The organism is Aquimarina sp. AWH4_224, from assembly GCF_056160245.1.
The window spans coordinates 212,454-226,203 of the sequence record NZ_JBSWWU010000009.1; the positions used below are offsets into that span (position 1 = coordinate 212,454).

At 36.7% G+C, this 13,750-nt stretch carries 12 protein-coding genes; all 12 read right to left on the reverse strand.

The window, feature by feature from the left end; all coding sequences use genetic code 11:
• Positions 1-412 precede the first annotated feature (412 nt).
• Positions 413-2,071 (reverse strand): alpha/beta fold hydrolase, encoded by a 1,659-nt coding sequence (locus ACXAGJ_RS18305; RefSeq protein WP_474841753.1) that lies wholly within the window; start codon positions 2,069-2,071, stop codon positions 413-415.
• A 190-nt stretch (positions 2,072-2,261) separates the two neighbouring features.
• Complete coding sequence (locus ACXAGJ_RS18310; protein WP_474841755.1) at positions 2,262-3,926, reverse strand: tetratricopeptide repeat protein; 1,665 nt, start codon at positions 3,924-3,926, stop codon at positions 2,262-2,264.
• A gap of 265 nt (positions 3,927-4,191) precedes the next feature.
• Entirely contained in the window at positions 4,192-4,800 is a 609-nt protein-coding gene (locus ACXAGJ_RS18315; RefSeq protein ID WP_474841757.1) for a hypothetical protein, read from the reverse strand.
• Positions 4,801-4,804: 4 nt separating this feature from the next.
• A complete protein-coding gene (locus tag ACXAGJ_RS18320) occupies positions 4,805-5,479 on the reverse strand; it encodes a hypothetical protein (RefSeq protein WP_474841759.1) in 675 nt (224 codons plus the stop codon).
• A 234-nt stretch (positions 5,480-5,713) separates the two neighbouring features.
• Positions 5,714-6,520 carry an MOSC domain-containing protein gene (locus ACXAGJ_RS18325; RefSeq protein WP_474841760.1) on the reverse strand — a complete coding sequence of 269 codons (807 nt, stop codon included), beginning with the start codon at positions 6,518-6,520 and terminating at the stop codon, positions 5,714-5,716.
• Positions 6,521-6,561: 41 nt separating this feature from the next.
• The gene (locus ACXAGJ_RS18330) at positions 6,562-7,203 is read right to left on the reverse strand and encodes an NAD(P)-dependent oxidoreductase (protein ID WP_474841762.1); all 642 of its coding nucleotides are present in this window, start codon (positions 7,201-7,203) and stop codon (positions 6,562-6,564) included.
• A 25-nt stretch (positions 7,204-7,228) separates the two neighbouring features.
• The gene (locus ACXAGJ_RS18335) at positions 7,229-8,080 is read right to left on the reverse strand and encodes an alpha/beta fold hydrolase (protein ID WP_474841764.1); all 852 of its coding nucleotides are present in this window, start codon (positions 8,078-8,080) and stop codon (positions 7,229-7,231) included.
• A 41-nt stretch (positions 8,081-8,121) separates the two neighbouring features.
• On the reverse strand, positions 8,122-8,532 hold the full coding sequence (locus tag ACXAGJ_RS18340) for an Rrf2 family transcriptional regulator (protein ID WP_474841766.1): 411 nt from the start codon (positions 8,530-8,532) through the stop codon (positions 8,122-8,124).
• A 156-nt stretch (positions 8,533-8,688) separates the two neighbouring features.
• Positions 8,689-9,573 (reverse strand): glycoside hydrolase family 17 protein, encoded by an 885-nt coding sequence (locus tag ACXAGJ_RS18345; RefSeq protein ID WP_474841768.1) that lies wholly within the window; start codon positions 9,571-9,573, stop codon positions 8,689-8,691.
• A 24-nt stretch (positions 9,574-9,597) separates the two neighbouring features.
• On the reverse strand, positions 9,598-11,034 hold the full coding sequence (locus tag ACXAGJ_RS18350; protein WP_474841770.1) for an MFS transporter: 1,437 nt from the start codon (positions 11,032-11,034) through the stop codon (positions 9,598-9,600).
• A 4-nt stretch (positions 11,035-11,038) separates the two neighbouring features.
• Positions 11,039-12,478 (reverse strand): glycoside hydrolase family 30 protein, encoded by a 1,440-nt coding sequence (locus tag ACXAGJ_RS18355; protein ID WP_474841863.1) that lies wholly within the window; start codon positions 12,476-12,478, stop codon positions 11,039-11,041.
• A 43-nt stretch (positions 12,479-12,521) separates the two neighbouring features.
• Positions 12,522-13,721, reverse strand: a complete 1,200-nt coding sequence (locus ACXAGJ_RS18360; RefSeq protein ID WP_474841771.1) for a glycosyl hydrolase family 17 protein — start codon at positions 13,719-13,721, stop codon at positions 12,522-12,524.
• Positions 13,722-13,750 lie beyond the last annotated feature (29 nt).

A 13,750-nucleotide genomic window follows, 5' to 3' on the forward strand; every position in this document is an offset into this window, starting at 1 on the left:
AAACGGCTGTTATCCCCCAATAACAGCCGTGACCAATTTAAATCATGTAGGTATTATCCCTTAGCAATACCTCTCTTTTTTTTGAATGTGTCATGTAAGATTATCCACATCATCCAAGATATATCTACATTCTTTTTACACTTTCAAAAGACAACCTACTACATATTGCTCATAGTATGTGTTAGATTTCTTTATTGATTTGTATGAGATCAAATTTCGTAATTAACTCTTATCTAGACTAGTACAAATCGGCCAAAAACTATCTTTTTTCCGACATCATCGAATAAGGAATTTAATTATCCCGACACCACGCTATAAATCTCACTATCAACAACTAAAGCATACCAAAAAGAGCTCTATAAGCTATTAAATTCTGAAATACACCATTCCTCTGAATCGCTAGGAAAATAGATCAAGGTCGGATAAGGTCTGAAGGTTTGATCGCGAATTCTTTTTTAAAACATTTTGAAAAATAGGAAGGGTTTGTAAAACCAGCCTGAAAGGCAATTTCGGCAATACTATGCTGTTGCTTAAGAAGCAGTTCCTTGGCTCTATTTAGACGCACAGAACTAATAAGTTTATTTGGTGATTTATTGGTAATGGATTTTAGTTTTCGCTGTAACTGTCGTTCACTAATCCCAATCTCTTGACAAAGCATTTCTACCCCAAAATTTTCATTACTCATATGATGATCTATGTTTTGAAGTACTTTACCCAAAAAAGAATCGTTTGCATGTATCTTATCCTGATCTACCTTATATTGTGAGGTGTTGGATTTTGGTTTTTCGTCAATTGTAAATAGCAACAAAGATTGTCCAGATTCGGTTTTGAATACAGACTTATACGGAGTGAAACTCACATTGGTACCGATCAACAGATTTTTTACTGTTTGTGTTACTATGATCTGGTTAGGTACAGGATCTTTGAATATCGTCGTGGCAAAACCTTCGGTTTCCTCGCAGATACAACGCCCGATATAGCATTCTTTGATATCGATACCCAATGATAGTTTTGCATTATGTTCTTGCATTAGATGCACCAGATCTGTGCTGCAATGTACTGCTTTGCTAGGGCCTTCAAAAGTAGCAGTAAAGGTTTGTGATGTGTAGGCAACTATACTCCCTTGATGCCTATCTACACATTTACGGATGAGTTGCTGATGTAACTTATTATCTTCAGAAGCCTCTAAATGACCGATCATCACGGTATACAATTTTTTTTCATATACTGGTTCTGGTTCGATATTCAGGATAAAGCTTTTCATCTCTTCCAAAACAATATCGGTGTTTCCTACCCAAAACAAATGATCATTTCCTTCGAGCTCCACAAACTTCGCCCCTCGAATGTGTTTTGCAATAAACGCCCCTTCTTCAATTTTTACATCAATATCATCGGTTCTTTGTAGCAACAAGGTAGGTACTTTTATAGAACTTAAAATATCTACAATATCTACCTGAGTATTCATTTTTGTCAACACCATGGCTGCTCTGGGACTTGCTCCCGAACGAAAATAATTCGCTAGCCACTCCATAAAAACAGGGTCTTCAGCTTTTGAAGGCGCTAGAGACTCCAGATTCATTTCTCCGCTTCCCCAATTGCTCTCGATCATATCATAAACCTGTTGTCGTTCTTGATCTGTTGGAGCCCAGGGATAATCCTCAGCATATCTCCGTTTTGCGAAAATCCCGAAAGTGATCAATGAAATCACGCGTTCTGGGTAAGTCGCACTAAACAATGCCGAGACACTACCTCCTTCAGAATGACCAAAAAGTATCGCTTGTTCTGATCCTACCGCATCCATTACCACTGTGATATCCTCCATTCGTTCTTCGAGTGTTGCAAAATCTACCACTCTATCCGAAAGTCCAGTTCCCCTTTTATCAAACAAGATTACTCTTGCAAACTTGCCGAGTTCTTCAAAAAAACTTACCAGTTCTGGGCAAGACCACATCAAATCGATATTGGATACCCATCCGGGAATATAAACCAGATCCACCGATCCGGAACCAAAAACCTGATAGGCTATATTGATATCTCCACTCTTGGCATATGCTGTTTTAGGTTTCATCATCGTATATCGTTAATTCATGCATCGTAAAACTAGAGAAAGAAAAGTCTAAAACCTTAATAGTGGTATGCACAATATGTATACGCAATCCTAAAAGTTGTTAAAAAATGGGGTACATTATGTAGACATCAAAAAATTAAAACACTGTAAATCAAAATATTAAACCAAAAAAATAGGCTTCGAGAGTTTGTGATTACACTACTTTTTCGTTTTCTAATTGAATCAAATATGATAGGATTTCTTGTTCTGGAGTCAGTTTCATTTTTTTCCGAAGACGATATCTTGCAGTTCGCGCACTGTCTGGCGAGATTCCCAAAATACTGGCCATCTCCTTTACGTTAAGATTTAATCGTATCAGCGAACAAATTTTTAAATCATTGGTACTTAAGTCCGGATGGGTTGACTTTAACTGAGTGTAAAACCCCTGATGCGCATCTTCAAAAAATCGGCTAAAATCTTCCCAATCCTTATCGATACTCATATTCTTCCTAACGATCTTATTAAGATCAGCAATTAATTTGTTTTTTTCTACCGAAGACGTTTTTTGAATTTGCTGTATAGTCTTTTGAATTTGCTGTACAATTTCATTCTTTTTGATGAAGTTAAGGGTATACGAACTCAGTTCTTTGTTTTTGAAATCTAATTGTTGTTTGAGCTCTTGCTGTTTTAACTCTGCATTTTCCAGTTTTTTCTGGCTCAGTTCAAAAGCAGATTCCAGAAGTTCCTGATTTTTTGTGACCAGTTGTTTACTTTTTTGAGCACGTTGTTTATAGATTACAAAAATAAAAGTCCCTCCTATTGCTAATATGAATGTCCCCATTAGCAATAAATATTGAATCAATCGATCTTTCTTTTCTTGCGCCTTTAAGCTTTCCAGAGCCTTATCTCTTTTCTCCAACTCATTTTCGAACTCCATATAGGCTATTTGTTTTGATTTCTCCAAATTAAAGAGAGAATCCCTAAGAATTATATATTGTTCATAAAATTCATAGACTTCTTCGGGGTTGCCCTGTTGTTTTTTTAGTTCTTTTAATTCTTCGTAAGCCAATAGTTCATACTTTTTTAAACCATTTTCTTTGGCCAATTGTAGTCCTTTGTTTAATTCTCCAGCCGATTCTTGCAATCGACCTGATAATCTCAAAATTTTTCCATGAAGAATCAAGTTATTGGTCAAACCATCAGTATCACTCACCATACTTCCTAACTCCATTGATCTTTTGACATGATAATACGCCTGCTCAATTTCATTTTTATGAAGATATAACATTCCCAATTTACTATGTGCCTCTGCAATACCATAGGTAAAATTAGAATCGGTATGCATTTGCAACGCATCGGTAAGATATCGTAAGGCCTCTGTATCTTGTCCTTGCTCTACGAGCATCGTTCCGATTTTTGTAAACGTGGTTGCAATTCTACTCTTTAATCCCAATGCTGTAAACTCATTAATGGCCTGTTTATAGTAAAACTTGGCTTTTTTATACTCCTTGAGATCTGCGTATACCATCCCTATATTAAGTCTTGTATTGGCAAGTCCTGTCTTATCCTCAATTTCCTGATATATCTTGTGAGATCCATTCAAATATTGCAGCGCCATGTTGAGATCTCCTTGCGCCCAATAGGCAACTCCCACAACGCGATTCGCTCGAGCTTCACCGTTTCTATACTTGAGTTGCTGAGATAGTTGTAATGCTTTTGTTCCAAAATTGATGGACTCGTTGGCATCCATAATCCAATATTCGTAGCCAATCGTATTTAATAAATCTACTTTTTGAATATCTTCCTTTTCATGCACATTTAATTGATGTAAAAGACTATCTATTTTTTGAAGTTTTGCAAAAGAGGATGTAGACCACAAACCAAAAAGGGTTGTAAGAACTAGGTAAATACTAGTTTTTTTTACGGGTATCAGTTTTTCAAATAGACAAGAAACTCTAAAAAAATTCATCAAAAAATGACGGTTACAGGAGTTAGTGGTTTTAGGTTTATTAAATTCCCATAAAACTACTCATCATTTTTTTAATCCAATCTGTAATAAATGTTAAATCCGAGAGAAGTTGTATCATTTTAAACACCTTATAACAAAGGTTCGATTTATTTATTAAAAATTCAACAGAATGTTATTACTTTTCATAGGAAGCCAACTTCGAATTATTTTGCTCTTCTGTTTGGTATTTTTCTTTATACAAAATGATCAGATTGCAAAAAGAAATGATAAAACCTGCAGAAAACAGATAACACAGAAATAAAAGAATAATAAGTTGTATTCTATTGGATGTGATACTTTCTTTGGTCCAGGCTTTTTCGGGATCCCCTAAAACAATCATCATTCGCTCATTTCTGGCAGGTAAAAATCCATGAGCTACTTCAAATGCTTCAAAAGGATTATTACTTACAAACTCGTTACCTATAACAATATCTTTCTGCAGATACGGTAATGTTTTGGTTTCACGAGCATAATGATAGGTTGCGTATACCCCAACAAAAAGAACTATGAACTCTATAGAAAGGCGCATCCAGGTTCTTATCACCTTATTTCTTAAGGAATACAAAATCAAAAATCCTGCAAGCACTGTAGCAATGAACACTCCAAATTTTACAAAAAAAGAAGTATTCTCGTCCGCCGCATACCAAGAGGGTAATGGTATGATAAAAGCACCAGTTATCGAAACTATCCAGGTACTAAGTAAGGTAATTTCTTTCCAAACCTCTTTTAACTTTGAAACTAACATAGACCTATTCTTTTGGAATTGCTAAGACTAATGTTTTTTCTTCTTCACCATTATTACTCATGATCAAATGTAATTCTGGTTCACTTATGCGGTTGTCCTTTTCCAACCAAAACAAATAATATCCCGGGACAAAATCTTGGGATGCATTTTGAGTGGGCTGATTAAAACGGAAACGTTTAATTTCCTGTTCTTTTTCAAAAGATAACTTTCCAAATACAAAAAAACCTTCTTCTTGTCCTGAGTTGACCACTACCTTAATTTTGGTTGTCGCATCATTCTGGGCAGTATTCTGAATGGTTTGTAGTTTGGCCTCATAATCCTGGAAAACGGCATTCAGCATGAATTTTTTGTCAGTTATCTGATCAAAATTTTTATCCATATCCGCCAAAATCTTTTGTGTTGCTCGAAGTGTTGATAGGTATTCTGAAGTAAGCGCATATTTTTCATTACATTTTTCTAATAATGGAAATAATTCCTTCTGTTTTTGATCTAATTCAGCATATGCATTGATCAATTCTCTGTCTTTTGAAATTAATATCTTCTCCTCTAGTTGAGTTATTGTTTCATTTGTCTTTACTAAAATTGCAGTTAGATCATTAGTTTTTGGAGCATAACTCGCGCAACCAGATGTAAAAACTATAGCAAAAACCAAAATAATACTGTTATAAATCTGCTTCATGCGTAATCCCTTTATGTTGTTGGTTTCAGTATGTTATACTTACCTATAAAATTAGAGGATCACTTACTATTCTACTATTACAAAACCGACATATCCATAAAGATTTACGACCACAACTCTTTCTGTTTAGGGCTCTTTTACTGTTCCTTTTTACAACTATAAAAAACCCGACATCTCTGCCGGGTTCTTGTTATGATGCTATGGGTTCGATAGCACTATAAGTAAAAAACGAAATCAAGCTCTCAATTGCACCGATTCTAGATTTTTAATCGGATCATTAAGATTTATTTTTTTTCCTTGTTCTGTTTTTGGAACAAATACGTTGATTGTTAAAAAATAAGGGCTTTTACCATATTGAAGCACATTATCAATAGAGTCAACATGCTTGCTTCGGCTCTCCATCATATTTTTGGCAAAACGGAAATCCATTTCTCCATCGATGGGAGATTGAGGAGGCACATTACATCTCGCTCTTGGACTGATCCCGATCATTTCTACGTCTCCCATCTGAAATCTTACCCCGACTCCTGGTTGTACATACAACTGTTCTTCCCAAAATGCTTCGACTCCTGAGAGTTCGATATTGGAACGAAATCTAAGACGCATATTTTCCAGGGAATATCGGTCCAAATCTTTTTGCAAATACTGTAACGAAGCTTCGCTTACTACTGTTACACTACTCTCAAAAGGAATGTCCATTAACCTTCCTTGCTCGTCTTGTATCAATCGAAGCTTGATATCAAAGAAATCGCTTAGATAGTTGTTCAAATCGGTATTCTCTTCTCTTAGCTCGAATCCAATAGGATCTTTGGCTGTTTTTTCGCTAAAATACACCATTCCTTCTTCAAGGTCGTAGCTAGTTTTTAGCTGATTCACGAGACTGGTTCTTTTGCCGTTAACATATCGCCCATCTTCGTCAACCATGGCAAAAATTCTATCATTTTTTAACGAATGCATACCGATTTCGGCTTCTTCTACTTCTAAAAACCCCAAAGACTTGATAGGATATATCCTTAATTTTGAAATAATTGGCTGATTCATACCATCTAGATTATGTTTATTTGAAAGACATCAATAAGATCTTAATATCCGACTGTGAATCTTTTCTTTAGAAATTTAGATGCATTCACCTCATCCAATATGGCAACGGCAAAATCCTCCATCGAAATGGCACTTTCCCCTTTTTCATTACTAATCAAAGTATCTTCGGCTATTCTAAAGTTTCCCGTGCGTTCTCCTTCAAAAATATATGCAGATGGAGATACATTGGTCCAATTCAGCTCAGTTTCTGGTCGATAAACTTCTTGCAAAGTAGTAAGATGTGCCTGCGCTATTGATTTATATTCTGATGGAAAATTGGGAGCATCGATCAGCAATAGATCATCCGCTACATTCAAGCTTCCCGCTCCTCCTACAACAATCAATCGTGTTCCTGCTTTCTTTGCAGCTTGAACCAAAGATTTTGAAGCCTCGATAAGTTGATCATTATTATCATGCGGAGGTGCGTAGGAACTAATCACAACATCACTACCACTAAAGGCTTGTGCCAAATCATCTGTATTAAAAATATCTACTTGGCTTGTTTGTACGTTTTGGGTATACTCTAGCTGAAAATCCGATACTTGTTTTGATGTGATTAAATTCAACTCGTGTGCTCTATTTGCTGCTTCTCTGGTGATTCTTTGGCCGATGTTTCCTCCGGCTCCAACGATTGTAATTTTCATTGTAAAATAATTTTAAGTTTATATATTATTTGATAAAATTCTTGATAAGCTTTGCTACTTCTTGCGGGTATTCTTCCAGCATAAAATGCCCTCCTTCGAAAAGATGGATCTGAGCATTTACCAGATCTTTGGTATATGCTTCTGCGCCTTCTTTACTAAAAAATTTGTCATGGATTCCCCAAACAATCAGTGTTTTGGGTTGATGTGTCTTGAAGTACGATTGCCAATCTGCATATTTTGGAAAGTTGGTTCCATAATTGGTAAACAATACCGTTTGTTTTTCATGAATCCCGCTACGTTGCATAAAGGCAATGTCTGTTAGATAAGAAGTTGGATCTATCTTATCCTCTTCGATATGTTCGTGAAGGTATTGTTCTTTTATACCTTCTGGTGACATTAAATAATCTTTGAAGTTGGTAAGTCCCACTAAGTCATTTTCCTGCTGAAATTTCCCAATTTTCTGGGCCCATTCTCCCAAACCTTCCAGATAGGCATTTGCGTTTTGAATGAGCAATCCTTTGATCCGATCAGGTCTTTTTGAAGCGATCCGTAAGCCTATAGGCCCACCGTAATCTTGCATCATTAGGTAAAAAGAAGATAGTTCAAGTGCTTCAATAAACCTCTCCATCGTACTAGTGATATTATCAAAAGTATATTCATAATCCGTTATGGTTGGAGCTTCACTTAACCCAAACCCTGGATAGTCTGGAGCAATCAGATGGTAATCTTCTGCTAGTAAATCTATAATTTCCCTATACATATGTGAGGAGGAAGGAAAACCATGCAGTAACAGAATGGTTTCGTTATTCGGATTACCTGCTTCTCGGTAAAACAGTGCTATCCCGTCAATGGTGATGATATTGTTTCTTATTTTCATTATATTGTAACTTTTTTTATTACAGTTTAAAGTAAAATTTTTTAGAATTGATTCATAAACTCTTCTAAAGTTTGCTTCTCTAGTTCTTTACTAATTGCCGTATCGATATCTTCCAAGATCGTATCCATTTTTGAATTAATCTGTTTTCCTACTCTACAGTTTGGGTTTGGTTTATTTTTTAAAGGAGATAATACCGTATCGGTACCTTTTGCGATTTTGAAAATATCAGATAGTCGTATCTTATTGGCATCTATCAACAATTTAACTCCTCCGTTTTTTCCTTCTTTACTCTCTACCAATCCACCTGCTTTTAGAGCTGCGATTTCTTTTCGCACTAATACTGGATTGATATTCAAACTTTCAGCAATCCAAGTAGAATTCATCCAATCTTCTTTATACATGGCTAATAGTGTCATGATATGTATTGCTATGGAAAATTTGGTCTTGATCATTACTGTAATTTTTTTAATTACAGTATAAAAGTAGGTAAAAAAAAGTAAACCTTACAAGTTTTTTAAAAAAAAAGTAGAATTATAGTATAAACAACTTAATGAATAAAATGTGCACTAACTCCAGTAAAAATCTTGATCTATTACTTCGGTTTTAGCTTAAAACTTCATCTTTTCGTTTTTATCCCAAATCCCCCAGTATGCGCCAACATCGCCTTCTGCACCTACTTTCCAAGATTCGTCAAAAGAAGAAAAATAAAATAATTCGATTCCTTCTTCATTCGCCCATTTTTGGGTGTTGATAAAGTACTTTATTGCATTTTCGTAGGATGGGAATGCTCCTTCTAGATTTGTTCCTTTACTCGGCCAACCTGTTTCAGAAATGATCACTTTTTTTCCATTTCCTGCCCGTAGCGCTCTTTGGTACATATCTTTCATATACAATAATGAGTAGTCCAGATCACAGCCTTCCCAAAAAGGATAACAATTGGCCAAAATAACATCACAAGCTTCGCTAATTCTAGGATGATCTACAAACTCATAATAGGCATCCACATACCCAACTGGGATATCTTTTATTTTTGATTTGGCCAGATGGATAAAATCTAGTAACTCTTGTTCGGTCAAATCCCCTCGATATAGTACTTCATTTCCAACTGCGGCAATATCAATACATCCTTCTTCATGCAATGCTATAAGATTCGCTACTTCTTTTTGGTTGATAGCGTCATCATCTCCTAGCCATGCTCCCACCAGGGTTTTTATTCCATATTCTTTGGCAATTTTTGGAATCAGCTCATTTCCTTCTGTAGTAGAAAAAGACCGTACCCACTTGGTATGTGGGGCTATGATTTCCATACGACGTCTTATCTGTGCTTCAGACAACTGATCTCCCGGCTGCTGGCCTTCTACATAAGGACTAAAACACAATCCATACATGCCTTCTGCCAAAAACTCTCTGAACATCTCTTGCAGATCTTCCACACTCTTCCCTGCATAATCTATCGATGCTAATGCTAAAAATTTCTCAGTTCTAATTGACATGATTGTACATTTTCTATTTAAAAATTATAACTCTCCTCTACGCTCTACCAATTCTGCCTTAATTGCTCTGGCTCTATCTTCGGTCAAACTATATTTCCACATTACCCAAATCGCCAACCCTGCAGTAATGGCGGGTAATGCGATATCTGTAATACGCATTCCCGTTAACGCTTCTGCAGTTTGTGTCGATGCAGTTGGGTCATATCCCAATAGACTAAGAATAATCCCTGAAAACACCAATGCTAATCCTTGCCCCACTTTTATCATCCACCAGTAGATAGCTCCAAAGGTCCCCTCTTTTCTAGGCATTCCATTTTCTAACTCATCCAAATCACATACATCGGCTGTCATGGACATCATTAGCGTAAACAAGCACCCCATACCAAATGCCATCAATGGGATCGGTAAGAAAATCATATAAGGGTTTTCGGGATTGAATCCCCACCATTTCAATAAGTATCCGATAATGGATATGGTTGTTGCAATAATAAATGCTTTGCGTTTCCCATATTTATTGGCCATCAAGTTAATTATAGGTATGGCAATAAAGGCAGTATATGCTGCAGTTACCGCCGGGAAAAGTGCTACCCACCATTTTGAAGCGCCCCAATCTCCATCAAACATGTAGAAATTGATAATAAACACTCCAAATTCTGCTACAATTTGAAAACCGTTAAACACTAAAAAGGTAGCCAAACACAATTTTACAAAAGGAGCATTTTTGAACACCAGTTTGATCCCTTTGAATATTTTTCCCATACTACTCCAAATACTTTTTAGCGTAATTTCCTCTCTCCCTTTCATTTTGCTGGCATCGATACCTCTACAAAACAGCGCTGGTAAAATCCCAAGAACTATGATAACAATTCCTGATATCAATGCTATTTTTCGTACCCCTTCTGGTTGCGAATCGAACAGGTTTTTATCAGGGATCAACACATATAAAAAAGGAACCAGCATCCAGGCAATTTGACCAATAGTATTGGCAAAACTCATAAGTCGGGTACGTTCATTGTAATCTGATGTCATTTCGTACCCTAATGCTATTAATGGAGTGGAGAAAATAGTATTTCCAAAAATCAAAAGGATAGAGAAACACAGTAAATACCAAAAGTTGTACATTTCTGGATTTACATCATGTACTTGCCACAAAACGGCAAAAATTATACCTGTAAATATCGCCCCCAAGAAAATATAAGGCCTTCTTCTACCATATTTTGAACTGGTATTATCAGAAATATACCCCATCACCGGATCGGTAATCGCATCAAACAAACGAGGAATTCCTACAATTAAACCCGCCAAAATCGTGTTCATGGCAAAACCCTCTGGGGATTTGAGAATAACAACAAAAACCCCAAGTATTCCTGGAATTAAATTATTAATAAGATGACCCGCTCCAAAAGCGGCTTTTTGACCTACAGGGACTTTATCTTTTGCGGCAGTTTTAATATTTGACATCGTTCTAAGTTTTAATTACTATTGTTTGAATAGCCTGTGCGTTAATAGAAATATCTTTTGATTTTTCATCGAGAATCAATGAAAACTGTTTTGATTTCGTTGTAGGGTTGAACACTATTACAGTAATAGATCCATTAAGATTCTTGGCAGCGGTTACCATGATTTCTGTGTCTGAGTGGTTCACCTCGATGATTTTGGCTTCAGGGCGAATGTATTTGCTAAAATGTACCATCGTATAGTACAAAGGCGTAAAGTATACCTCATCGGTATCTGGATCTACAATTACCGGAGCAACACACCAATTTTTGAACCAATTAGGACCTCCTTGTGGGTCCAGTACCATATTCCAATCTACCCATCCATCTACCCAATTGTTTAAACAGCCAATAATATCTCTTGCATAGCGATACACAGGCACATATTTGGGGTGCAGATGCTTCTTATCTTCGGGAGCCCAATCCCAGCCCCAATCGGTAGCTTCTTTGGACCAATACCATGCATCATCTCGCCAGTGGGGCACTTCGGCATCTACGCAAGCCTCGGTTTGGATCAAATATTTATTTGGTGCTTTTTTATGTGCATATTGCAGCGCTTCTGGGAAATAATCATAAGTGCTCTCGTACCAATGAATCGCAGTACCGTGATAATATCTCGACGTGGCTTTGTTTTCATACATTACATCAACCCATTCTTTTAACCCTTCCCGATTTTGATCATATCCCAGGATTTTGATCTTCCCTTTACCTTCTTTTTCTAATTTTGGTCCTAAGTGATTTTGTACAAAATCCGTCATCTCTTCCGGAGTAAAATGCATGCTTTCCCAATTGTCTCCATTACCATGAGGTTCATTTTCTACGGTAAGTCCCCAAATAGGAATTCCTTGTTCGTGATAAGCATCTATATATTTTGAAAAAAACAATGCCCAGGTATCATAGTATTCTGGCAATAATTTTCCTCCTACCCAATGTTTGTTGTCTTTCATCCAGGGAGGTGCTGTCCAGGGAGAAGCAAAAATTTTGAATCCCTCTTCAGAAACCGCCATTGCCTCTTTGATCATGGGAATCAAATCTTCCAAATCTTCGTCAACCGAAAAATCTTTGAGTTCTTTATCTTCTGTTGGCGCATATGAGTATTGACTAAGTGAAAAATCACAAGAGTTGATATGTGTTCGCGTAAGCGAATAGTTTGCTCCCTCCTTTCCAAAATAAGCCTCCATAATTTTGGCTCTATTTTCTTTACTCAACTTATTGAGTAAATATGCCGAAGCTTCTGTAAAAGCACCTCCAAAACCTATAATGGTTTGATAACTTTTTTCAGGATTCAATAGGATACGATCTTTGGATACAGAAGATGGGAACTCCTCTATTTTCTTCATTTGATTACCACTTGCTGAAGTTTCGTATACCGCTACCTCAAGAATGTCTTTATCTGTACATGCGCTCATGATCAAAACAATTGCTAGTATGCTATAAATCTCTTTTCTCATTTCAAAAACCAACAGACATTATCTCTTTTACCACAGGTAATTCTACATCTTTCATCATTTCATCAATATCTCCATCATAGGTTTTAGTGATTGGGTTTCCGCCTCTGGTTAATCCCTCAAAAATCCCCTTGTCTACCTGTTCCCAAAGGGCGTATTTTGCTTTTCCGTCTACCGTAATTAATCCAAAATGATTTTCAGAACCCTTATGATTTTGGGCATCTTTCCAGGGTTCATCAAAAGCCTCGAAGTAAAAGCATGAGATTCCCGCTTTATTCGTCCATTCTCGCATATACTTATAGTACAAGGCTTCTTTTAACTCGTCGGTGGCTTTGGAACCATTGGGTCCGTAATGACCGTTAGACACTGTTGCCCATCCGGTCTCTCCAATGTGAATAGGCTTTTCTACCCCTAGACTTTTTACATATTTTGAAACTGCTTGATATTGCTTTTGAGCAAATTTTAAGGCTCGTTGCATGCTAGCTTCTAATTTTTCTTCAGAAGAAAGGCCTTCCTCTTCTACATCAACTCCCCAAAAATCTGGATTATAATGTGTATTGTGATAAGGATATGTGTGCATGGATATATAATCCACGGCTTTGATCAGGTCTTCTAAATCTTTTACATGATAGCTTTCTTCGCCTCCTCCCCAGGAGGCAAAATCATCTGAAGAGGTAATCCAAAGGTCTCTATGTAGTTTACCTTCCTTTTTCAAGTTTTGTAAATAGTTGACCCATTTTAATATCACTTTTGGTGGCACATAGTAGCTTGTCGCCCATCTAATCATAGCTTCATTACCCACTGCAATGACCTTTACAATATCCGGATATTGATTAGCCAAGGCTACCGCTCTTTGTATCTCACCTTCGTTATGTATGCTCTCTACGGTATGATCAGGTTTTTGATCTGTCCAGGCATTTTTGCAATCGATCCATGCTCCTAGCATCACATACATTTCAAAAGTTTTGTCTTCTTGCTTTAATTGCTGTATTGCTTTCAGCAAATTTGAAGCCTGCGCCAATTGCACATTGTACGTTCTTAATACTTTTATATTCATCGCATGTAGGATCTTCAAATCTTCTTTCAGCTGCAGTATGGTGGGCTGAAAAGCTCTCGATGATTTGCGATACCCTCCATAGGATATTGCCAAGTAGTCTGGATTGCCTAAAATGTCTTTTGCGGTAATGCCTTTTGGGGAATGCATAGATTGTTTTGTTTTTTGTTCTTGGTTAC

Excerpts from the sequence above, each read along its gene's own strand:
- ACXAGJ_RS18305 (WP_474841753.1), bottom strand. The coding sequence starts at position 2,071 with ATGATGAAACCTAAAACAGCATATGCCAAGAGTGGAGATATCAATATA.
- ACXAGJ_RS18315 (WP_474841757.1), bottom strand. The coding sequence starts at position 4,800 with ATGTTAGTTTCAAAGTTAAAAGAGGTTTGGAAAGAAATTACCTTACTT.
- ACXAGJ_RS18320 (WP_474841759.1), bottom strand. The coding sequence starts at position 5,479 with ATGAAGCAGATTTATAACAGTATTATTTTGGTTTTTGCTATAGTTTTT.
- ACXAGJ_RS18325 (WP_474841760.1), bottom strand. The coding sequence starts at position 6,520 with ATGAATCAGCCAATTATTTCAAAATTAAGGATATATCCTATCAAGTCT.
- ACXAGJ_RS18330 (WP_474841762.1), bottom strand. The coding sequence starts at position 7,203 with ATGAAAATTACAATCGTTGGAGCCGGAGGAAACATCGGCCAAAGAATC.
- ACXAGJ_RS18335 (WP_474841764.1), bottom strand. The coding sequence starts at position 8,080 with ATGAAAATAAGAAACAATATCATCACCATTGACGGGATAGCACTGTTT.
- ACXAGJ_RS18340 (WP_474841766.1), bottom strand. The coding sequence starts at position 8,532 with ATGATCAAGACCAAATTTTCCATAGCAATACATATCATGACACTATTA.
- ACXAGJ_RS18345 (WP_474841768.1), bottom strand. The coding sequence starts at position 9,573 with ATGTCAATTAGAACTGAGAAATTTTTAGCATTAGCATCGATAGATTAT.
- ACXAGJ_RS18350 (WP_474841770.1), bottom strand. The coding sequence starts at position 11,034 with ATGTCAAATATTAAAACTGCCGCAAAAGATAAAGTCCCTGTAGGTCAA.
- ACXAGJ_RS18355 (WP_474841863.1), bottom strand. The coding sequence starts at position 12,478 with ATGAGCGCATGTACAGATAAAGACATTCTTGAGGTAGCGGTATACGAA.
- ACXAGJ_RS18360 (WP_474841771.1), bottom strand. The coding sequence starts at position 13,721 with ATGCATTCCCCAAAAGGCATTACCGCAAAAGACATTTTAGGCAATCCA.